The organism is Bradyrhizobium sp. USDA 4486 (genome assembly GCF_054057995.1).
Genome location: NZ_JBSRZV010000001.1, coordinates 6020214 through 6041930 on the forward strand (window position 1 = coordinate 6020214; position 21717 = coordinate 6041930).

General features: G+C 65.4%; 16 protein-coding genes and 1 pseudogene. 6 read left to right on the forward strand and 11 right to left on the reverse strand.

Annotated features, from left to right (window positions below; translation table 11 throughout):
• The first annotated feature begins 2 nt into the window (after nt 1-2).
• On the forward strand, nt 3-509 hold the full coding sequence (locus ACVWY3_RS28460; protein WP_456841428.1) for a MarR family winged helix-turn-helix transcriptional regulator: 507 nt from the start codon (nt 3-5) through the stop codon (nt 507-509).
• Nucleotides 510-869: 360 nt separating this feature from the next.
• Here the strand turns inward: ACVWY3_RS28460 and ACVWY3_RS28465 are convergent, their stop codons facing one another.
• Complete coding sequence (locus ACVWY3_RS28465; RefSeq protein WP_456841429.1) at nt 870-2720, reverse strand: feruloyl-CoA synthase; 1851 nt, start codon at nt 2718-2720, stop codon at nt 870-872.
• A 148-nt stretch (nt 2721-2868) separates the two neighbouring features.
• Between ACVWY3_RS28465 and ACVWY3_RS28470 the strand changes: the two genes are divergently transcribed.
• Both ACVWY3_RS28470 and atzF read left to right on the forward strand, forming a co-directional pair.
• Nucleotides 2869-3363: a MarR family winged helix-turn-helix transcriptional regulator gene (locus ACVWY3_RS28470; protein WP_456841430.1), complete on the forward strand. Its 495-nt coding sequence runs from the start codon at nt 2869-2871 to the stop codon at nt 3361-3363.
• Between the two features lie 193 nt (nt 3364-3556).
• On the forward strand, nt 3557-5365 hold the full coding sequence (gene atzF, locus ACVWY3_RS28475) for an allophanate hydrolase (protein WP_456841431.1): 1809 nt from the start codon (nt 3557-3559) through the stop codon (nt 5363-5365).
• Nucleotides 5366-5475: 110 nt separating this feature from the next.
• Here the strand turns inward: atzF and ACVWY3_RS28480 are convergent, their stop codons facing one another.
• The 10 genes and pseudogenes from ACVWY3_RS28480 to ugpB all read right to left on the reverse strand — a co-directional run bounded on the left by ACVWY3_RS28480 (nt 5476) and on the right by ugpB (nt 16591).
• Nucleotides 5476-6198, reverse strand: coding sequence for a GntR family transcriptional regulator (locus tag ACVWY3_RS28480; RefSeq protein WP_456841432.1), 723 nt, complete (start codon nt 6196-6198; stop codon nt 5476-5478).
• A 4-nt stretch (nt 6199-6202) separates the two neighbouring features.
• A complete protein-coding gene (gene hpxZ, locus ACVWY3_RS28485; RefSeq protein WP_456841433.1) occupies nt 6203-6595 on the reverse strand; it encodes an oxalurate catabolism protein HpxZ in 393 nt (130 codons plus the stop codon).
• A gap of 1 nt (nt 6596) precedes the next feature.
• Nucleotides 6597-7991: an AtzE family amidohydrolase gene (locus ACVWY3_RS28490; RefSeq protein WP_456841434.1), complete on the reverse strand. Its 1395-nt coding sequence runs from the start codon at nt 7989-7991 to the stop codon at nt 6597-6599.
• A gap of 7 nt (nt 7992-7998) precedes the next feature.
• Nucleotides 7999-8178 carry a DUF4089 domain-containing protein gene (locus ACVWY3_RS28495; RefSeq protein ID WP_456841435.1) on the reverse strand — a complete coding sequence of 60 codons (180 nt, stop codon included), beginning with the start codon at nt 8176-8178 and terminating at the stop codon, nt 7999-8001.
• A gap of 29 nt (nt 8179-8207) precedes the next feature.
• Nucleotides 8208-9978: pseudogene (locus tag ACVWY3_RS28500) on the reverse strand (dipeptide ABC transporter ATP-binding protein).
• A gap of 88 nt (nt 9979-10066) precedes the next feature.
• On the reverse strand, nt 10067-10966 hold the full coding sequence (locus ACVWY3_RS28505; protein ID WP_456841436.1) for an ABC transporter permease: 900 nt from the start codon (nt 10964-10966) through the stop codon (nt 10067-10069).
• 9 nt (nt 10967-10975) lie between these two features.
• The gene (locus ACVWY3_RS28510) at nt 10976-11989 is read right to left on the reverse strand and encodes an ABC transporter permease (RefSeq protein WP_456841437.1); all 1014 of its coding nucleotides are present in this window, start codon (nt 11987-11989) and stop codon (nt 10976-10978) included.
• 208 nt (nt 11990-12197) lie between these two features.
• Entirely contained in the window at nt 12198-13820 is a 1623-nt protein-coding gene (locus ACVWY3_RS28515) for an ABC transporter substrate-binding protein (protein WP_456841438.1), read from the reverse strand.
• 349 nt (nt 13821-14169) lie between these two features.
• A complete protein-coding gene (locus tag ACVWY3_RS28520; protein WP_456841439.1) occupies nt 14170-15111 on the reverse strand; it encodes an aminoglycoside phosphotransferase family protein in 942 nt (313 codons plus the stop codon).
• Between the two features lie 157 nt (nt 15112-15268).
• A complete protein-coding gene (gene ugpB / locus ACVWY3_RS28525) occupies nt 15269-16591 on the reverse strand; it encodes a sn-glycerol-3-phosphate ABC transporter substrate-binding protein UgpB (protein ID WP_456841440.1) in 1323 nt (440 codons plus the stop codon).
• Between the two features lie 291 nt (nt 16592-16882).
• On the opposite strand from ugpB, the gene ACVWY3_RS28530 reads away from it, so the two are divergent.
• From ACVWY3_RS28530 to ACVWY3_RS28540, 3 genes are read left to right on the forward strand one after another with little or no spacing between them, the layout of a single operon-like run.
• Nucleotides 16883-17878, forward strand: a complete 996-nt coding sequence (locus tag ACVWY3_RS28530) for a TRAP transporter substrate-binding protein (protein WP_456841441.1) — start codon at nt 16883-16885, stop codon at nt 17876-17878.
• Nucleotides 17879-17884: 6 nt separating this feature from the next.
• Complete coding sequence (locus ACVWY3_RS28535; protein WP_456841442.1) at nt 17885-19963, forward strand: ATP-binding protein; 2079 nt, start codon at nt 17885-17887, stop codon at nt 19961-19963.
• Complete coding sequence (locus ACVWY3_RS28540) at nt 19933-21678, forward strand: ATP-binding response regulator (RefSeq protein ID WP_456841443.1); 1746 nt, start codon at nt 19933-19935, stop codon at nt 21676-21678. Before ACVWY3_RS28535 ends, ACVWY3_RS28540 begins: the two co-directional genes overlap by 31 nt.
• Nucleotides 21679-21717: the final 39 nt, after the last annotated feature.

A 21717-nucleotide genomic window follows, 5' to 3' on the forward strand; every position in this document is an offset into this window, starting at 1 on the left:
ACATGCCGACGCCTTCGACCCGATCCCGCCCAAGACCCGCGTCCGTCGAAGCCGGACCGACGCTCGATCTCGATCGCTACGTTCCGGCTCTCATCACCTTCATCGCCAACAAGCTGTCGAACAGCGCGACCGCGTTCTATCAGCGGCAGTTCGGCGTCAACGTCACGGAATGGCGGATCATGTCGCTGCTGGCGATCGAGCCCGGCATTCCGGCCTCGCGCATCTGCCACGTCATCGGATTTGACAAGGGACCGGTGAGCCGGACGCTGGCGGGCCTCGAGAAGCGCGGGCTGGTCTCGATCCGCACCGACCCCAACGACGGCCGCACTCATTCGATTTCGCTGACGGCGAAAGGTCGCGCCACACATGACAAGGTGATCGTCGCGGCGCTCGACCGCGAACGCCGCCTGCTGTCCTGCCTCAACAAGGACGAGCGCGAGGTGCTGATCGACCTGGTCCGCCGGCTGCACGAGAATCTCGGCGCGGTGACCGGCAGCACCGAGACCTGACAGGCCGCGCGTCAGGCGCCGTCCCCCGTCATCCCCAGGCAAGCGCCGGCGTCTGCCGACGGCAGCATTCCAGCCGCGCATCGTTTCCTCCAGGATCAGACGCGGCGGTTCCCCCACCGTCGTCCTCGCCTGGAGTGGTTCGCACAAATTAGTTGCCTAGGCAACAAAAAACGGCAGGATATTACGGCAGGATGGCTGGCGTAACTAACCGGCTCGTCATTCCGGGCGCGCGTAGCGCACCTCCCCAATCCATGGCGCGATACCCTGTGCGGTGAGATGGATTCCGGGGCCGCCGCCAAAGGCGCGCCCCGGAATGATCGCTAGATCGGCCTCAGCGTCACGATGCATCGGCTCCACCAACTACAGCCCCACCCACTCTCCGGACGCATCATCATTCAACCGCGCCACCGCATCGATCCGCCGCGTCAACACCGCGCGCTGGTTGATGTACCCCTTGTCGGTGATCTCGCCGCCATCGACCGAGGGCGGCTCGGCAAGAAGCAATGCGCGCGTCGCATGGCCGGAGGAATTGGCGCCCTGCTGCTTCAGCCTTGCGAGCCCTTGCGCGATCGCGGCTCTCACCTTCACATGTCCAAGCACTTCATTTACACCTGCCGTCTCGGGTAAACCCGCATGCGCGCGGCACGCCGCGACATTCGGGAACACCAGGAAGCGCACCTCGTCGCCGCCATGACCGGTCACGACGATGTCCTGCGCGAGCGGCGCCAGCGCGGCGATGCCGGCGACGCGCAGCGTGCCGACGCTGACCCAGGTGCCGGAATTAAGCTTGAAATCCTCGGCGACGCGGCCATCGAAGAACAGGCCCCGCTCGGGCCGTGCGCTGTCGGCAAGCTTCACGGCATCGCCGATGAGGTAAAAGCCCTCGTCGTCAAAAGCCTGCTTCGTCAACTCGGGGGCCTTCCAATAGCCCGGCGTGACGTTAGGGCCGCGCACCCGCACCTCTAGCTTGTCGCCTGACGTGACGAGTTTCAGCTCGGTGCCGGGAATGGGCACACCGATATTGCCGGAGCGCTCGGCCAAGAAATGGCAGTCGGTGGCGAGCGGTGAGGTTTCCGTCGAGCCCCAGGCCGAGACCATCGGCATCGCGCGGCCGACGGTCTCCATGGACAGCTGCGCGAGTGCGTCCCACAGATTCTGCGGCAGCGCGGCGCCGGCATAGAAGGCGAACTTCACCTCACTGAAAAAGCGGCGGCGCAGCTCTTCGTCACCGCGCAGCGCCGCAATCAACATGTCGAAGCCGCGCGGCACGTTGAAATAGACCGTCGGCATCACGCTCTTCAGATTGGCGAGCGTTGTCGCGAACAGGCCGGGCGCGGGCTTGCCGCCGTCGATATAGAGTGAGCCGCCGTTGCGCAGCACGAGATTGAAATTGTGGTTGGCGCCGAAGGTGTGGCTCCAGGGCAGCCAGTCGAGAATGACGAGATCGCCGCGGCTCTGTTCGAGGAAGGTCCAGGTTTGCGCCTTGGCCTGCTGGCTCGAGGTCAGCATCCGCTGGGTGTTGATGACCGCCTTGGGCGTGCCGGTCGAGCCTGAGGTGAACAGGAATTTTGCGATCGTATCCGGCGTCACCGCGGCGAAGGCTCGTGCGACATCCGGCGTCTCGGGCGTTGTCGCGATGGTGCGGAACGCGAGCGCATCGGCGTCATCGGCATTGCCGCTGATGATGTGCGCGTTGTGCAGCGGCTTGATGGCGGCCAGCGCTGGCGCGAACGGCTGGAGCGCAGAGACGTAGATCGCGCCGGGCTCGAGCAACGCAATCATGCTCTTGAGCTTGTCGAAGTCCTTCGACATCAGCGAATAGGCCGGCGAGATCGCGGCCGAGGGCACACCGACATGCTGGGCCGCGAGCGCGAGCAGCGCGTGGTCGATGCTGTTGTCTGAGAGAATGACAACGGGGCGCTCCGTGCTGAGCCCCTGCGCCAGAATCCACGACGCTGTCGCGCGCACCCGCCGCAGAGCACCAGCGTAAGTCACGGTGGCCCAGGGCGTATCGGCGCGGCCGCGCTCGGCAAGAAAGATCTTGTCGGGCGTCTGCCGCGCAAAATGCTCCAGCCAGTCGCCGATGCAGCGTGCGCTCTCGCGCAGGGGCTCCGGCGAGCGCAGCAGGATGCTGCCGTCGGCGCGGTGCTCGACCACGGTTTTGGGCGTTGCGAACAGGCTCGAAGCGTCACCGCGGGTGGCTGACGTCATGGTCTCCTCCTCGCCCGAATCCGGGATCGGTCGCAGCCTCGTTCCGGACTGCTTTGGTCATAATGTTGGGCAGAGAAATTGTTGTCGTCAACAACAATCTTTCGCTCCGGCGGCCGAGGCGCTAAGGTTACGCGGCAGGAGACCCCACGTGACAGCCACCGCAGCCCAGACCTCTCCCCGCAAACGCGCCGGCAACGGCGACGCGCGACGGATCGACGCGGACGAGATCGGCCTCGACGCATTGGTCGGTCACGCCGGCTATGCGGTGCGGCGCTTCCAGATCTGGATCTTTCAGGACTTCATCAGGACGCTTCGCGCGGTCGACATCCGCCCGACACAATATTCGGTGCTGACGGTGATCGGCGCCAATCCAGGTCTGTCGCAAATGGCGGTGGCCAAACGCCTCGGCATCGAGCGCGCCCGGCTGGTGCACCTGCTCGACAGCCTCGAAGAGCGCAAGCTGGTGAAGCGGATCAAGTCGAAGGCGGACCGGCGCTCGCACGCGCTGCACCTCACTGCGCAGGGCGAGACGGCACTGGCAAAGTTCAAGCGCCTCGCCGCCGAGCACGAACGGCATGTCGAGGCCAAGATCGGCAGGGAGAACCGGGAGCGGCTGCTTCGTATCCTCGCCGACTTCACCTGACCGAGACTGCCCACGATTTGAGCAAATGCCCGCAACAGGGCGTTGGCATGACGGCCCGCTCGCTCATCAGCGCATCTCCCAAGCCATTGATCTCACGTTAATTTCCGGAGCGAGCGCGCTGCCCGGATAATGTACACAATGGCACATCGCTTGCTTCAATCCGGGTGAGACCTGTTGCCGGAGTTTTGTGACCATGGGGGCTGAGCAGCCTGAAACGATCGCCGCGATCGTGGCCGCGCATCGCGCGGGCACGATGACGCCAGCGCAGACGGTCGCGCGGACCTATCAGCGCATCCGCGACCACAACGATCCGGCCGTATTCATCAGCCTGCGCGACGAGAAGGACGCGGTCGCAGAGGCCGGGAAGCTCGCCGCGCGCGCCGATGCAGAGAGCCTGACGCTCTACGGCGTACCGGTCGCAGTGAAGGACAATATCGACGCGCTCGGCTTTCCGACCACGGCGGCCTGCCCGGCTTTCTCGTACATGCCGACGCACGACTCGACCGCGGTGGAGCGGCTGCGCGCGGCCGGCGCCATCATCATCGGCAAGACCAATCTCGACCAGTTCGCAACCGGCCTCGTCGGCGTGCGTTCGCCCTACGGCATTCCCAAAAATTCGATCCGCGAGGATCTCATTCCGGGCGGGTCGAGCTCGGGCTCGGCCACCGCCGTCGGTGCGGGGCTCGTGCCGCTGTCGCTGGGGACTGACACGGCCGGCTCAGGTCGCGTGCCGGCGATGCTCAACAACATCGTCGGGCTGAAGCCGAGCCTCGGCATGATCTCGACCGCGGGCCTCGTGCCGGCCTGCCGCACGCTCGACTGCATCTCGGTGTTCGCACTGACGGTGGACGACGCCGCGCTTGCGCTGTCGGTGATGGCCGGCCCGGATCAGGCCGATCCGTTTTCGCGCGACCGGCCGTTGGGCGCCATAACATCGGTCCCAGCGAATCTGCGCCTCGGCGTACCGCGCAATGGGCAGTTGATCTTCTTCGGCGACAAGAAGGCGGAAGCTGCCTATGCCGACGCGCTGAAGCGCTGGACCGCGCTGGGCGCGACGCTGGTCGAGTTCGATCTCGAGCCATTCTACGAGACGGCGCGGCTGCTTTATGAGGGACCCTGGGTCGCCGAGCGTTATCTCGTGATCAAGGATCTGCTGGCGTCCGCGCCCGATTCGATTCACCCGGTGACGCGCGAGATCACCGCGGCCGGCGCACGGCTGACGGCGGCGGAGACGTTCTCCGCACTCTACCGCCTGCAGGGCCTGCGCAAGATCGCCGAGCGCACCTTTGCCAACATCGACGCGCTGGTGCTGCCGACGGCGCCCACCGCCTATACGACGGCGCAGGTGCTGGCCAATCCGATCGAGCTCAACAGCCGGCTCGGCACCTACACCAATTTCGTGAACCTGCTCGACCTCTGCGGTCTGGCGCTTCCCGCTTCGATCCGGGCTGACGGCATCCCGTTCGGGATCACGCTGCTTGCGCCGGCGGGACGCGATGCGCTACTCGCGAGCATCGGGCGGGTGTTCCATGCGGATACGAAGCTGAGTGTCGGGGCAAAGGGTGTTGCGCAACCTGCGCTCGCGCCTCTGCCGGCAAGGGGTGGCGACGAGATTCCGATCGCCGTGGTCGGCGCGCATCTCTCCGGCATGGCGCTGAACCGTGAATTGACCGCGCTGAACGGAAAGCTGATCGAGGCGACGAAGACAGCGGCGGACTACAAGCTCTACGCACTACCTACCACGCCGCCGAAGCCGGGCATGCTGCGCGTCGCGGCCGGCACGGGCGCGTCGATCGAGCTCGAGATCTGGTCGCTGCCCGCGGCTGCGTTCGGCAAGTTCGTAAATGCGATTCCAGCGCCGATGGCGATCGGCACGATCCGGCTCGCCGATGGCCGCAGCGTGAAGGGATTTCTGGTCGAGCCGGAGGTGCTCGCCGAGGCGCGGGATATCACGGCGCATGGCGGCTGGCGCGCATATGTGAAGGAGGCCTCGACAACATAGGTCTCGTAGGGTGGGCAAAGCGAAGCGTGCCCACGACCGCCGCTAGCCGAGAGAAATGGTGGGCACCGCGCTTTGCGCCTTCGCCCACCCTACGGCAGCGGGTGCGCGGCTCACACCGACACCGCGTAGATCTCATACTCCCCGCGCACCAGCTCGATATGCGCACGCATGGCGCCAGCGGCGCCGTGCTTGTCGCCGCGCATGATGGCGACGACGACGCGGTCGTGCTCGGCTTGCGACTTGGCCAACCGGCCGAGATTGCGGAACTGGGCGCGGCGGAACGGCTGCACGCGCACGCGCGTCGCCAGCGTGATCTCGGCGATGTAGCCGTTCTGCGATCCCGCATAGATCGCGTTGTGGAAGCGTTCGTTGACCTCGTGGAAGCGGTCGGGATTGCCGGCATAGCTGAGCAGCCGGAGCTCTTCATGGATGGCCTCCAGGCCGTGACGTTCGGCGGCCGACATGCGCTCGGCGGCAAGGCCGGCACAGAGCGCCTCGAGCTCGGCCATCGCCTCGAACATGCTCTTGAGCCGCTCGATCGAGGGCTGCGCCACCACCGCGCCGCGATGAGCGCGCGCTTCGACGAGGCCGCTTGCCACCAGCTGGCGCAGCGCCTCGCGCACCGGCGTGCGCGAGACGCTGAAGCGCCGCGCGATGTCGGTCTCGTCCAGCGGCGCACCAGGCGCGAGCGCGCCGCGCACGATCTCGTCGGCAAGCTGGAGGCGCAATTCCTCGGCCCGCGTGACCTTCTGCAGCGACGGGAGTGCACGGTCGACGCGGGGCACCATCGGCTCGGCCGGCAGTGTCCCGGGCGGGAGATCGTCAAGCGTCATACGGTCAGGTCTCTTTCGACTCGTCGATGATGCTGACATGGGCAGCGACGACGCGCCAGCCCTCCAGGAAGCGAATCCAGGTCTGCATCTGCCGGCCGACCTTGCCGGGCGCCGTGTCGCGATAGAACAGGGTGGAGGCCACGGCCGTGTCGCGGCCATAGCTCGTGATGACGGTTTTCGCGGTGCGGCGGTTGAGGCCGACCGGCGAGCGCGCGGCGCGGAAGCCGGAGATCGCCTCATAGCCATAGAGGTTCTCGCCGATACCGTAGCGCAGCGTGCGCGGATCGTTGCGGAAGAGTTCGCCGAGCACGGCAACGTCGTTGCTGACGAGGGCCTGCTCATAGCGCTCGAAGGCGGCCTTCACTTCCGCGATGACCTCGGGAAGATCGATCTCCATTTCAAATTCCTCTTGGTGGCGACGCAGATACGACGCCCATCTTTTCCAACGCGTACGCGACGCGGAGCGCAATGTCCTCGCGCCACGGCGCGGCGATGATCTGCACCCCGATCGGCAGCGGCTCGAGCGCCACCGGCACCGCGACCACCGGTAGGCCGATGAAGGAGATGGGCTGGGTGTGGATGCCGATATTGGCGCGCACCGGCAGCTCGACGCCGTCGAGATTGAAATTCACCTGGCCGAGCTTCGGCGCGGTGCAGGGCGTTGCCGGCGCGAGCAGCACGTCGACGGATTTGAAGATCTCGGCGAGTTGGCCGCGATACCAGCGGCGGAATTTCTGCGCGCGATCGACCAGCGCTGCCGGCACCATCGCGCCGGCGATCAGCCGGTCGCGCACGGCCGGATCGAAATCGTTGGGGCGCTTGCGCAGACGGTCGAGATGCAGTGAGGCGCCTTCGGTGGTGGTGATGACATAGGCAGCGGCGCGGGCGCGCGCGGCTTCAGGCACGTCCACGACTTGCGTTGCGCCGAGCGCCTTGGCGACGCGGCTGACCGCCTCGAGGGCTTCAGGAAAGACGTTCTTCTGAAAATAACCGCCGGCAATCGCAATGCGCAGATCCGAGACCGGATTGGCGAGCAGCGGCAGCGACGGCTCCAGCCCACGCGTGGTGCAGGCGCCATCGTCCGCATCCGGTCCCTGCATCGCGTCGTAAGCGAGCGCGAGATCGGTGACCGAGCGCGCGAGCGGGCCGAGATGATCGAGGCTCGCGACGAACGGGAACGAGCGCGCGCGCGACAGCCGGCCATAGGTCGGCTTCAGCCCGAAGATGCCGCAGAACGACGAGGGCACCCTGATCGAACCATTGGTGTCCGAGCCAAGCGCGATCGGCACCAGCGCGCCGCCGACAGCGCTGCCGGAACCACCGGAGGAGCCGCCGGTCATCCGCGTCGTGTCATGCGGATTGCGCGAGGGCCCGTCATGGACGTTCTCGCCGGTGAAATCGTAGGCGTATTCGCCCATGTTGAGCGCGCCGACCAGCACGGCGCCGGCGGCTTCCATGCGCTCGATCAGCGTGGCATCGCGCTTGGCCGGCGCGAGGTCGCGGTTGATCTTGGAGCCGGCCCGGGTGGGCAGGCCGGCGACGTCGAACAGGTTCTTGACTGCGAAGGGCACGCCGGCGAGCGGGCCCACCTTCTTGCCGGCAACGATGTCGGCATCGATCGCACGCGCCTTGGCGCGGGCGCGATCGGCGGTGACGTCGGTGAAGGAGTTGAGGATGCCGTCGTGCTGCTTGATACGCGCGAGAGCTGCTTCGGTGGCATCGAGCGCCGACATTCTGCGGTCCGCGACCGCGCTCGCGATCTCCGCGGCTGTCATTTCCGGCTTGGTGGTCATGGCATCATCAGGCCGTGAAGATCGGCGCCGGCTCGGTCTCGTCCGGCAGCGCGAATTCGTCGATGAGGCGGGCGAGCCGCAGCGAGACTTCGAGATTGGCGCGCACCGCGGGCCGCCAGGCCTCCTCGACCGGCAGCGCCAGCGCTTTCGATACGGCGTCGATGTAATCGTCCAGAGGTTCGGCCATCACTCTCTCAAGCTGATCTCAGTGCACTCTCAGTGCATTTGCAACGGCGGATGCGGGATCGCCGTCAAAAGCTCCTTGGTGTAGTCGTCCTTGGGATCGCTGAGGACCTGCTCGGAAGAGCCCTCTTCGACGATCCGTCCCGTCCGCATCACAATGACACGATCGCACAGCAAGCGCACCACATTCAAATCATGCGAGACGAACAAATAACTCATGCCTAGCCGCTGCTTGAGGTCCTGAAGCAGGTTGAGCACGACGGCCTGCACCGACACGTCCAGCGCGGCGGTCGGCTCGTCCAGGATGACGAGCTTTGGATGCAGCGCGATGGCGCGGGCGATGCCGACGCGGGCCTTCTGGCCGCCGGAGAGCTGGTGCGGAAACCGGTCGAGCAGATTGTGCGGCAGGCCGACCATGGTCGCCAGTTCCTCGCAGCGGGCGCGGAGCGCGTCGCGGCCCTTGATGTCGCCGAGCTGCAGGATCGGGTCGGCGATGGCGCGGACGGCGGTGAAGCGCGGATTGAGGCTGTCGGTCGGATCCTGGAACACCATCTGGATGCGGCTGCGCTGCGGCAACTGGGCAAACGAGGCGGGTGCCATCTTGCCGATGTCCTCGCCGTCGAACTGGATCAGGCCGGAGGTCTGGTCCAGGAGGCGCATCACCATCATCGATGTCGTCGATTTGCCGCAGCCGGATTCGCCGACGAGGCCGACGCTCTCGCCATGGTCGATCGAGAAGCTGATGCCGTCGACGGCGCGGAAAACATCGGGCTCGACGGGTGGCTTGCGGCCGAAGAGCTTGCCGAGCACGGCCGTGGCGCCCTGGCGGGGGTATTCCTTGACGAGCTTGTCGATGAGGAGGAGGGGTTTGGGATTCTCGTCACCCCCGGGCTTGACCCGGGGGTCCATCGACACAGACGAATCTTTCGAAGCGTGATGGATGGCCGGGTCAAGCCCGGCCATGACAGCGGTGCTCTCCTCTTCGGGCAGGAGATCCCGCAACGACACGCCGAGCCGCGGCGTCGCGCGCATCAGCTTCTTGGTGTAGGGGTGCTGCGGGTTCGCGAAGATGTCGGCGGCCTTCGCGGTCTCGACGACGCGGCCCTTCTCCATCACCACGACGCGGTCGCAATAGGCGGCAGCAAGGCCGAGATCGTGGGTGATCAGGATGGTCGACATCGCGCGACGCTTGGTCAGCTCGACAATCAGGTCCATTTACCGCTTTCTGCGTGGTGACGTCCAATCCAGTCGTCGGCTCGTCCGCGATCAAGAGCTGCGGATTGCAGGCGAGCGCGAGCGCGATGACGACGCGCTGGCACATGCCGCCAGACAGCTCGAACGGATAGGCATGGTAGCGCTCGCGCGGACGGGCGATCTTGACCTGCTCCAGCGCCTCGATCGCCTTCTCGCCGTGATCGCCCACTTGCGCCTGCTGCACATGGGTGCGCAGCACGTCCTCGATCTGGTCGCCCACTTTCCGGATCGGGTTCAGCGCCGCGCGAGGGTTCTGGAAGATCATCGAGACTTCGCGGCCGCGCAGGTCGCGCATCTGGTCCTCGCTCGCAGCCTTGACGTCGATGCCGGAGAACATCACCGATCCCTCGGCGATCTTGCCGGCGCGATCGAGGATGCGCATCACCGCGTAGGAGGTCACCGACTTGCCGGAGCCGGACTCGCCGACGATGGCGAGCGTCTCGCCCTTGGCGACGGAGATGTTGACGTGCTGCACGGCTTTGACGATGCCGCGGCGGGTGGTGAATTCGACGGTGAGATCCTGGACGTCGAGCAGCGGCTGGGCGGTCACGAATCCCTCCCGTCGCTTATGAGATCGAAAACAACCCCATGCACAGTAGAGCCACCACTGAAATCATTGGAGATTTTTTGCCGACCCATCACGTCCTCCGTTGCGGGTCGACGATGTCGCGGAGGCCGTCGCCGAGGAGGTTGAAGCAGAACACGGCGATCATCAGCGCGAGGCCGGGGAACAGAGCGATCCACCATTCGCCTGAAACCATGAAGCCGGCGCCTTCGGCGACCATGATGCCCCATTCGGCCGTCGGCGGGCGGACGCCGAGGCCGATGAAGGACAGGCCCGCGGCATTCAAAATGGCGTAGCCCATGGTCAGCGACATCTGCACGATCATGATCGGCATGATGTTGGGCAAAATGTGCACCAGCAGGATGCGGAATTCGCCGTTGCCGGACAGCCGCGCGGCCTGCACGAAGCCGGCGTTGCGGCGGACATTTGCTTCGGCGCGCGCGACGCGGGCGTAGAGCGGGAAGTTGACGATCGCGGTGGCGAGGATGATGTTCTGCACGGTGTTGCCGAGCGCGGCGACGATGCCCATCGCCAGCACGAACAGCGGGAAGGCCATGATCGTGTCGGCGATGCGGCCGACGATGCGATCGGTCCAGCCGCCGAAATAGCCGGCCGCGATGCCGGCAAGGCCGCCCATCAGAAACACCAGGGCGACGGAAGCGACCGCGATGAAGGTATCGAGCCTCGTTGCCACGATGACGCGGCTGAAAATGTCGCGGCCGAGCTGGTCGGTGCCGAACCAATGCGCCGCCGACGGCGGCTTCAGCGCGGCAGCCGTGTCGGAGGCGAGCGGATCGTACTGCACCACATAGGGGCCGAAGATCGCCGCGATCAGGATCAGGATCAGCAGCGCGAAGGCAAAGCCGGTGACCTTGTTTTCGCTGAGGACGTAACGAGTTTGTTCGAGGATTGCTATGAGTCCTGAGGTACGGGCAGGGCCGGCGGGTTCAACGGCTGGCGCAACGGAGCTCATTGTGTCCCCCTAGCCTTCAAGTCTGACGCGCGGATCGATCACGCCGTACAAGATGTCGATCACGAGATTCAAAAGGACGTACATGACCGCCATGGTCAGCACAAAGCCCTGCACCGGCGCGAAGTCAGAGGAGATCAGCGCTTCCACCGCATAGGAGCCGATGCCGGGCCAGGCGAACACCTTTTCGACCAGCACGTTGGCCCCTAACAGGAACGAGAACACCATGCTGAGTGTGGTGACGACCGGGAGCATCGCGTTGCGGAAGGCGTAGGTGACGATCACGGTCGATGGCGACAGCCCGCTGGCGCGCGCGGTGCGGACGAATTCGGACGCAAGCACCGCCAGCATCGAGGCGCGGGTCATGCGCGCGATCGGCGCCAGCGAGAAGATCGCGAGCGTCGTCGCAGGCAGGATCAGCTGGCTCAGCGCCGAGCGGAACGCCTCGAAGTCGCGCGCAATCAGCGTGTCGATCAGATAGAAGCCGGTTACCGTCGGCGGTGCGCTGTAGAACACGTCGAGGCGGCCGAGCGGCGCGGGCGACCAGCCGAGCTGGAAATAGAAGACATAGACCAGCACGAGGCCGGTGAAGAAAACAGGGAGCGAGACACCGGCCGTCGTCGTGACGCGGCAGAGATGGTCGATCCATGATCCCGGCCGTGTTGCCGCGAGAACGCCGAGCGGGATGGCGATCACGATCGAGACGATCAGGCCGAGCAGTGTCAGCTCGGCGGAGGCCGGCAGGCGGTTGCGGATCTCGGTCGCGACAGGCTGGCCTGTGGTCAGCGAGTTGCCGAAATCGCCATGGGCGAGGTCGTTGGTGTAGCGCAAGAACTGCTCGATCAGCGGCCTGTCGAGGCCGAGCTTCTTGCGGATCTGCTCGACGGCTTCTTTCGTTGCGGCGGGACCGGCGAAGTAGGCCGCGGGATCGCCCGGCAGCGCGCGGGTCAGCAGGAAGGTGACGATGACGACGCCGATCAGCGAGGGAATCGCGAACATCAGGCGCTTGCCGATCATGGTCAGCATGGGGTGCTCCTGATGTGGAATTGAGATAGCGCCGCGCGCTCCGCTGCGCCCCCTCTCCCCTTGTGGGAGAGGGTTGGGGTGAGGGGTGGCCCCAAGCGACGTCGGAGTTCGTGGCTACCCCTCACCCGTCTCGCCGCTACGCGGCGAGCCACCCTCTCCCACGCGGGGAGAGGAAATGAGAGAGCGGTGCTCACCTCACCCATGCCCCTCACCCCTTCGCCATCGCGCGATAATCCAGGCGGCGGTGGAACCAGTATTGATAGCCGCTGATGTTCTTCTGCATCGCGACGTTGACGAAGGGCTGGTACAGCGGGATGCGCGGGATGTCGGTGTAGGCGAGATCGACAAAACCCTTCACGTCGGCATCGTAGGTCGCGGTGTCGCCGGTTGCCGCAGCGGTGCGTGCGCCGTCGATCAGCTTGTCCATCTCCGCCGACTTATAGCTCATGGTGTTGAAGACGGAATTGTTGCCGTGATAGCACCAGTAGAAGAAGTACTCGGGGTAATCGAGCCAGCCCGAGAACACGTTGGTGAAGAGCGGCATTTCCTTCTTGTTCAATTCGGTGCGCCAGTTGGCGCCGGGCACCTTGTTGATGGTGGCCTTGATGCCGAGCTGGGCGAGGCTCTCCTGCACCAGCACGCAGAGCGGCTCGTTGACACCGGCGAAGTTGAGGTCGAACGAGATCGTGGTCTCGAAGCCGTTGGCGTAGCCGGCTTCAGTCAGCAGCGCCTTCGCCTTGTCCATGTCGGTGTTGTATTTGTGCGGCTGCGGCCAGGCGACTTCCGTCGCCTTGTCCTTGGGCGCGCCGAACATGGGATTGCCGAGGCCAAACAGCACCGCGTCCATGATCTTCTGATAGGGCAGCGCGTAGGCGACGGCCTGACGGACCTTGGGATTGTCGAACGGCGGCTTGGTCACGTTCATGCCGATATACTGGATGCCGTTGGAGAACGGCAGCGACACCACGTTGAGCTTGCCGTTCGCCTTCATCTCCTGGAAGTCCTTGAACGGCAGCTCGTAGGAGATGTCGGCGTCGCCCCGCTCCAGCAGCGCGCGGCGGTTGCCGGCCTGCGGCACCATGCGCCAGATCACGCGCTTGATCTTCGGCAGCGGACCGCCCACCCAATCCTCGTTTCGCTCCATGACGACTTCGGTGCCGGCGGTCCACTTCGTCACCTTGTAGGCGCCAGAGCCGGCGGTCTGCTGCTTGGTGAACTCGAGTCCCCAGGGATCCTTCTCGCTGGCGTTCTTCTTCACGAGCTCGGAGTTGACGATGCAGGGCACGATCACCGCGAGATCGGGGATCGTCAGCCTGTCCTTCTTCAGGAAGTCGACGCGCACGGTATGGTCGTCGATGACGACGAACTGCTCCGGCTTGGTCAGCGAGCCCGCGCTCATCTGGAAGGTCGGAAAGCCGCCGACGCTCACCGCGCGATCCAGCGACCACTTCACATCCTTAGCCGTGACGGGCGTGCCGTCGTGGAATTTGGCGTTCTTCTTCAGCTTGAAGGTGACCGACATGTCGTCGATCTTGAAGTCTTCGGCGAGCTCGCCCTTGAACTTGTCGCGGTCGTAATAGGGCACACCGCCGGGACCGGCCTTCATCTCGTGGCTGATCAGGCGGTCATAGCAATTCCAGGACACCTCATAGCCGGGCACGTTGGTGCCGACGCCGTGGATGTCGAGATTGTTAGGGCCGCCTTCCGAGACGATCAGCAGCGTCTCCGAACGGGCATCGGCCTTGACCGAGGACATCACGAACGGCATCGCCGGAAGCGCCGCGCCGGCGGCCAATCCAGACACGGATTTGAGGAAATCGCGGCGCTTCATGGGGTGCTCCAACTCAGAGGTTTCTGGTTGGAACTGGATTCGCAAGGTTCGTGCCAAGGCTTAACGAGGTATTATCTTGGCGCCAATCGATTGAAACATTTGATGATTCTTCACTTTCGCTGGATCGCGCAGGCCGCGGGAGCCCTCCTCATTGCATACAAAGCGGGGAAATTGATCAAATATTGAGCTGACGAGGATGGACGCCCATGCGAGAGGCGATCGTTATTCCGAGCGGCGCGTGGCATCGAGCCCGGAATCCATTTGAAAGTGCGACGCGTGGGACGATGGATTTCCCGGCTCGCCGCTTCGCGGCGCCCGGGAATGACGGAGAGAGGTGCGGCCGGAGCGCTCAGCTCGGCCAGATCAATTCCTGCAGCTCGATCAGATTGTTCGCCTTGTCCTGCCAGCCCTCGATGCAGATGTGGCTGTTGAGATCGCTGGCACGGTGCAGCAGCATCAAGGCCATCAGGCGGCGCTTCAGCGCGCCGTCCGGCCAGGCATAGCCGAAGCCTTCGAGCAGGCTGCGCACCCTGCCCGGCCGCCCCGCCGCCATGAAGGCGCTGGGGCCGAGCAGATCGTAGTCGCGCCAGCCCGCGAGCACGTCGCCGAAGTCGAACAGGCCGGCCAGCGACCATTCGCCATCGTCGCAGGCGAGCAGGAAATTCTCCGGAATATATTCGCCGATCAGGATCACCGGCGGGGCATTCATCGGAATCAGCTCGGCGGCATCACGGAGGAGATCGTCGAGCCCTTTGAGAAACTTCGGCGCAAGGCCGAGGCGCTCGTGCCTGTTACGGCAACCCTGCATCTGGGTGCGCATGAAGGCGTCCCAGCGCGGCTCGATGTTCGCGAGAGGGCCAAGCGGCGCGCGCTGCACGGCGGCGATGGTCTCGCCGATCTGGCGCAGCACGTGCTCCTTCTGGTGTTCCGGCAGGCGCGGCCAGGCCTCCGAACCGAGCGTGCCGGCAAGGCGCGTGATGACGAGATAGGGCCAGCCGTCACGCATCCCTTCGGCGACGATCTCGGGGATCGGCAGATGCAGACGCCGTTTGAGCTGCGTCAGCGAGCCGCGCTCGGAGACGAATTGCGCGCGCAGCAGCGGCGGGAAGATCTTCAAGATCAGGCGCTCGCCGAGCCCGAGCACGAGATTGGTGCCTGTGGCGAACACATGCGGTGCGCTCACATCGAGGCCGTGGCTGCGCGCGATGTCGATGGCGATTGGCAGCCATTGCGGCGGATCGGAGCGAAAGGCGCGGAAGGACTGAGTGTCAGCGAAGTTGGGTAGTGTCATAGCGCACTTAATGCATAGAGATCGTCATGCCCGGGCTTGTCCCGGGCATCCACGTTCTTCAAGCTGCGGCCAAGGCGTGGATGGCCGGGGCAAGCCCGGCCATGACGGCGTGGAAAGATCTCGCACTACAACCACTGCCAGGATTTCCATCCGGTTTTTACCGCTCGGGGCTGGCGCGTTCGAACTGGCGGAGCAGCTTGTTGCCGCGCTCGACCGCGGAATCGAGCGCCGATTGCGCGCTCTTCTGGCCGGCAAAAGCCTGCTCCAGCTCGTCCTCGATCGCGCCGCGGATCAGCACGAAGGAGCCGAGCCTTATGCCCTTCGAATTCTCAGTCGGCGGATGCAGCGTGATCTCCTCGAACGAGATCGCCGAGCCCGGATTGCGCTCGTAAAAGCCCTGCGCGCGCGTCAGCTCGTAGGCGGCGCGGGTGATCGGCAGATAGCCGGTGTTCTGGTGCCAGGCAGCCTGCACGCCGGGCTGCGACAGATAGGCGAAGAACCGCGCCACGGCCTTGTATTCATCGCGCGGCCGGTCGCGCAGCACCCACAGCGTGGCGCCGCCGATGATCGAATTCTGCGGCGCGTCCTTCACATCGGGCCAGTACGGCATCATGCCGTAGCCGATCTCGAATTTCGAATTCGCCTTGATGTCGGCGCGCGTCGCCGAGGAGCCGATGAAGATGCCGCACTCGCCCTTCTGGAAGCGCGGCTCGGCCACCTGCCCGCGGCCGCTGTAGTCGAACGCCTTGGTCTGCTGCCATTCGGCGAGCTGAGCGACGTGCTTGACGACGACGGGATTGTTGATGGTCAACTCGGCATCGAGGCCGGCAAAGCCGTTGGTGCGGGTCGCCAGCGGCAGATTGTGGAAGGCGGAAAAATTCTCGACATGGATCCAGGACGGCCAGGACGTGGTGAAACCGCACACCGCGCCGCGCTCGCGCAGGCGCCTTGCGGCGGCACCGAGCTCGGGCCAGGTTCTTGGCGGCGTCTCCGGATCGAGGCCGGCATCGCGGAACATGGTCTTGTTGTAATAGAGGATCGGCGTCGAGGAATTGAACGGGAAGGACAGCAGGTTGCCGCTCGCGTCGGTGTAGTAGCCGGAGACCGCGGGCAGGTAATCGTTCAGCGAGAACGGCTCACCCTGGTCCCGCATCAGGCTGTACACCGGATAGATCGCGCCCTTGGCCGCGGTCATGGTGGCGGTGGCGACCTCGTTGACCTGGACGATCGCGGGCTGGCTGCGCGAGCGGAAAGCGAAGATCGCCGCCGTCACCGTCTCGGTGTAGTTGCCCTTGTAGGTCGGGACGATGCGGTAATCCGGCTGCGAGGCGTTAAAGTCGGAGGCGAGCTTTTCTAGCTGCCGGCCGAGTTCGCCGGACATGGCGTGCCACAGCGCGATCTCGGTGGCGGCATGCGCCGGGGCGGCCAGCGCGAGAGCGGCAAAGGCGGCGAGGACCTGCGCAAGGCGCAATGCTGACATCACGATGGCTCTTCCCGTGTCGCACGACCGAAGCGGCCGCCCCTGCTTACGGCGCGGCATTTGCGGTTTCAACTGGGAATGAGGTCCGCTCGCGCCGCACAATCACCAGGCGGGGCCGAACCGGGATGGCCTTCCCTTAACCATCTGCTGGAGCCCCGCTCAGATCGGGCTCCGGATTCCCAGTCTTACGCGTTTTCTTTACGCGAACCGGTATCCACTTCGCTCGAAAACGCTTTAGATTGCATTGAACCTTTTGGTCCCGCCATAGACTCCATCTCTGAGGGGTTGAGTGTGCCAGTGCTGAACCGTGCCGAACTCTCGCGGGCCGGGGTGATCTTCGTCGCGCTTCTGCTCGCCATCGGTGCGACGGGCGCCGCGGCGCGCGAATTTCGCGCCGCCGACACCCAGACCGAGGACTATCCGACCGTCCAGGCGCTGCGCTACATGGGCGACCTGATCAGCGAACGCACCGGCGGCCGGCACGAGATCAAGGTATTCCACTCTCGCCAGCTCGGAGAGGAAAAGGAGACCATCGAGCAAACCCGGGCCGGCGCGATCGACCTCAACCGGACCAATGTGGCGCTGATCGGCAATTTCGCTCCGGCCATGAACGTGCTCGCGATGCCGTTCCTGTTTCGGTCCATCGAGCACATGCAGAAGGTGCTGGACGGGCCTGTTGGCAACGAGATCCTCGGCAGCTTCGAGCCGTACGGGTTCGTCGGGCTCGCCTTCTACGATTCCGGAGCGCGGTCGATCTATAACGGCGTCCGTCCGGTGAAGAGCATCGCGGATATCAAGGGCCTGCGGATCCGGGTGCAGCAATCGGAGTTGATGAGCGAGATGATCCGCTCGCTCGGCGCCGTGCCGGTCGAGCTCCCTTACGGGCAGGTGCTCACCGGGCTTGCGACTCATCTGATCGACGGCGCGGAAAACAACTGGCCATCCTTCGTGACCACGGATCACTACAAATATGCGGGCCATTACACGTTGACCGAGCACACGATGAGCCCGGAGGTGCTGGTGATCTCGCTCAAGGCCTGGCAGAGCCTCTCGGTGGACGATCAGAACATCTTCCGCGAGGCAGCGCTTCGCTCGAGCCGGTTCATGCGCCAGAAGTGGCGCTACCTCGAGGAACAGTCGCAGCGCAAGGCGGAAGCCGCCGGCATCACCGTCGTCAGCGACATCGACCGCAAGCCGTTCGAGGAGGCGATGGCACCGATCTACGCCAAGATTGCGCGCGATCCCGCCGCGGCCGCGCTGATCGAACGCATTCGCAAGGTGGAGTGAGCCGCGTTGGCTGCGCTTGGACATCGCGATCATCCAGACCGGGCGCCCGGCCCGATCGGGCAGGTGCGCGTACGTCTCGTCGGCCTGCTCCGGGCCGTGCCGATCCGCTGGCGCATTCTGTCGATCGCGGCCCTGAACTCGGCCGTGGTGGTGGTGCTGGTCGGGATGATCTGGAACGGCGCGCAGGTGCTGGGCTCGGCCTGGGGCGACGTCCGCCAGGTGCGCGAGTCCGACCGTATCCTGGCGCTGCTCGAGAGCGAGACCGGTCGGCTGCAGAACCTGATCCACCGCTACATCAACCAGCCGAGCCCGGACCTGTTCGCCGAGATCCTGCTGCTGCGCGAGGCGGTGCTCGGCACGCTGACCAGCCGGGCCGCCAAGGACCCGATGCTGTCCGGCTCGGTCGAGGAGCTCGAGCGCACCACCGACCGCTTCCTCAACGGCTTCGGCGAGCTGCGCAGCGTGCAGGCCACCATCGCCAAGACCTATGAGGAGCAGGTGCAGGGCCCGGCGAGGGACATGGCCGGCCTCTATTCCATCATCGAAGGCGCCACCGGCCATCGCGACGCGCTGATCTGGCCCTCGCTCGGCAAGTCCCGCGAGGCCTTCACCGCGATGCTGGTCGCGGCCAATTCCTACTATCTGTCGCAGTCGTCAGGCGCCGCCGACGATGCGCGCCACAACACCGAGACGATCGAGAAGACCATTCCGGTCATGCTCGATCTCGCCGACAACGACCTCCAGAAGATGGCACTGCGAAAGCTCGCGACCCGCACCACGGCGCTGCGCGAGGGCTTCGCAAAGCTGTCCGAGCAGCTCGCGAGCCGCACCGAGCTGCTCCGCAACACCATCGACGCCAGCCAGGCCGAGGCGATCGGCGCCATCGACGATCTCTCGACCAAGATGCGCCAGCGCGAGCAGAAGGCGCAGGAGACCTTCGACCGCACGCTGGCCGACATCTCCCGCCGCGTGCTCTCGATCGCGGTGATCTTCCTCGGCATCATCCTCACCGCGGGCGTCTTGATCGCGCTGTCGATCCGCCTGCCGCTCCAGCAGATCATGGCGGCGATGCGCGCCATCACGCTCGGCGACCTCGACCGCGAGGTGCAAGGCACCAAGGCGCGCGACGAAGTCGGCGCCATGGCGCGCGCGGTGGAGGTGTTCCGCGAGAACGCGATCGCGAAGCGCGAGACCGAGGACGAGCTGCGCGCCTCCAAGGAGAAGGCCGAGAGCGCGCTGCTCGAGCTCAACGCCGCGCAGCAGAACCTGATCGACGCCGAGCGGCTCGCAGCGCTCGGCGGCCTCGTCGCCGGCGTCGCGCACGAGGTCAACAACCCGATCGGCATCAGCCTGACGGTGGCCTCGAGCTTTGCCCGGCGCACCGAGATCTTCGAGGCCCAGCTCAAGGGCGAGGGCGGCCTGCGCCGCTCGCAGCTCGACGAGTTCGTGCAATCCTCGCGCGATGCCTCGCAGCAGCTGGTTGCCAATCTCACCCGCGCCGGCGAGCTGATCCAGTCGTTCAAGCAGGTCGCGGTCGACCGCTCCCATGCCGAGCGGCGGCAGTTCTCACTCAGCGAAGCCACCGACCAGATCATCGCGAGCCTCCGCCCGGTGCTGAAGCGCTCGCCGATCACGCTCCAGGTCGACGTGCCCGAGGGGCTGCTGCTCGACGGCTATCCCGGCTCCTACGGCCAGATCCTGACCAATCTCTTCCTCAACGCGGCCAACCATGCCTTCGCCGACGGGCGCGCCGGCACCATCACGATCTCGGCGCGGCCGCGCGGGACCGACGACATCGAGATCATCTTCACCGATGACGGGGCCGGCATGACCCCCGACGTGCAGCGCCAGGCCTTTGACCCATTCTTTACCACCCGGCGCAACGAAGGTGGCACGGGACTCGGCCTTCATATCGTCTATAACCTGGTGACCCAGCAGCTTGGCGGACGCATGATGCTGGAATCCAAGCTGGGACAAGGCACAACTTTTCGGATTATCATGCCGCGAGTCGCCAAGGGCGGCGCGCGAAGCACAGAGACTGACGGGACTTCTCAATGGCCGAACAGGACGATGTCCTCCACCTGATCGACGACACCGGTACCGCGCCGGAGGACCAGAACGCACGGAAATGGAAGATCGCTGTCATCGACGACGATCCGGCCGTACATGACGGCACCCGCTTCGCGCTGTCCGACTACAGCCTGAACGGCCAGAGCCTGGAGATCCTCTCGGCGCACTCCGCGGCCGAAGGCCGCAAGCTGATGGCCGAGCACCGCGACATCGCCGCGGTGCTGCTCGACGTCATCATGGAGACCGACGTCGCCGGCCTCGAGCTGGTCGAGTTCATCCGCAACGAGCTCAAGAACGAGACCGTGCGCATCATCCTGCGCACCGGCCAGCCCGGCCAGGCGCCGGAGCGGCGCGTGATCGTGCAGTACGACATCAACGACTACAAGGCCAAGACCGAGCTCACCGCCGACAAGCTGTTCACCTCGCTGACCGCGGCGCTGCGCTCCTACCAGCAGCTCGAACGCATGGTGCAGACGCGGCGCGGGCTCGAGATCATCATCGACGCGGCTTCCACGCTGTACGATTTCAAGTCGATGCAGCGGCTCGCCGAGGGCGTGCTCACCCAGCTCGCCTCGCTGCTCAATGTCGACTGTGCCGGCATCCTGGTGCTGCGCGACAATGGCGGCGTCGATCCCGAGCTCTCCGTGCTTGCGGGCAGCGGCTGCTACAGCCGCTTCATCGGCACGACCTCTTCGCGGGCGCTCGATCCTGACCTGCGCGAGCTGGTGGAAGCCGCATTCCAGCGCCGCAAGAACGAATTCGCCGACCATCGCAGCGTGATCTACTTGCGCACCGGAAGTGGCCGCGAGGTGGTGGTGCTGCTCCAGGCCGAGCGCGAATTGTCCGAGACCGACCGCTCGCTGGTCGAGATCTTCTCCAGCCGGCTCTCGATCGCCTTCGACAACGTGATCCTCTATCAGCAGCTCCAGGATGCCAACACGCAGCTGGAGGACCGCGTCGCCCAGCGCACCCGCGCCCTGATGCAGGCCAATCGCCGCCTCTCGGCGCAATGGCTGAGGCTGCAGCGCGCCAACGGCTTCAAGAACGAGATTCTGGGCACCGTCGCGCACGATCTGAAGAATCCGCTCGGCGTCATCCTCGGCCGTACCGAGATGCTGAAGGAGCTGATCTCGACCGGCGCCTCGGCCAGCGGCGTCGTCTCCCAGGTCGACCACATCCGCGATGCGACCAAGCGCCTGACCACGATGGTCGACCATCTGATCTCGGACGCAATGGCCGATGCCTTCGACATCACCATCCGCCGCGAGCCGGTCGACGTCGCGGCGCTGGCGAAGGAGGTCGCCGACGCCAACCAGCCGCTCGCGGTCAACAAGCAGCAGACGATCCACGTCACCGCGCCGCCCAACATCGTCACCATGTGCGACATCGACCGCATCCGCGAGGCGATCGACAACCTCATCAGCAACGCGATCAAATACTCGCCGATCGGCGGCAAGATCGGCGTCGCCGTGACACATGAGGGCAACGACACCATCATCCGGGTCAGCGACGAAGGCGCGGGCCTGTCGCCGGAAGATCTCGGCCGTCTGTTCGGCCGGTTCCAGCGGCTGTCCGCCAAGCCGACCGCGGGGGAGAGCTCGACGGGGCTTGGGCTTTCCATCGTCAAGCGTATTATCGACATGCATGGGGGCGAGGTGACGGCCGCGAGCGAAGGCCCCGGCAAGGGCTCGACCTTCACCATCACCCTGCCCGCGACCGAGGTGCCGTGATTTGAGTGCCGAGATCCAAGATCCTAGCTTCTGAAGTGA

Coding starts and splice junctions, on each gene's coding strand:
- ACVWY3_RS28460 (WP_456841428.1), top strand. CDS start 3: ATGCCGACGCCTTCGACCCGATCCCGCCCAAGACCCGCGTCCGTCGAA.
- ACVWY3_RS28465 (WP_456841429.1), bottom strand. CDS start 2,720: ATGACGTCAGCCACCCGCGGTGACGCTTCGAGCCTGTTCGCAACGCCC.
- atzF (WP_456841431.1), top strand. CDS start 3,557: ATGGGGGCTGAGCAGCCTGAAACGATCGCCGCGATCGTGGCCGCGCAT.
- ACVWY3_RS28480 (WP_456841432.1), bottom strand. CDS start 6,198: ATGACGCTTGACGATCTCCCGCCCGGGACACTGCCGGCCGAGCCGATG.
- hpxZ (WP_456841433.1), bottom strand. CDS start 6,595: ATGGAGATCGATCTTCCCGAGGTCATCGCGGAAGTGAAGGCCGCCTTC.
- ACVWY3_RS28490 (WP_456841434.1), bottom strand. CDS start 7,991: ATGACCACCAAGCCGGAAATGACAGCCGCGGAGATCGCGAGCGCGGTC.
- ACVWY3_RS28495 (WP_456841435.1), bottom strand. CDS start 8,178: ATGGCCGAACCTCTGGACGATTACATCGACGCCGTATCGAAAGCGCTG.
- ACVWY3_RS28505 (WP_456841436.1), bottom strand. CDS start 10,966: ATGAGCTCCGTTGCGCCAGCCGTTGAACCCGCCGGCCCTGCCCGTACC.
- ACVWY3_RS28510 (WP_456841437.1), bottom strand. CDS start 11,989: ATGCTGACCATGATCGGCAAGCGCCTGATGTTCGCGATTCCCTCGCTG.
- ACVWY3_RS28515 (WP_456841438.1), bottom strand. CDS start 13,820: ATGAAGCGCCGCGATTTCCTCAAATCCGTGTCTGGATTGGCCGCCGGC.
- ACVWY3_RS28520 (WP_456841439.1), bottom strand. CDS start 15,111: ATGACACTACCCAACTTCGCTGACACTCAGTCCTTCCGCGCCTTTCGC.
- ugpB (WP_456841440.1), bottom strand. CDS start 16,591: ATGTCAGCATTGCGCCTTGCGCAGGTCCTCGCCGCCTTTGCCGCTCTC.
- ACVWY3_RS28540 (WP_456841443.1), top strand. CDS start 19,933: ATGGCCGAACAGGACGATGTCCTCCACCTGATCGACGACACCGGTACC.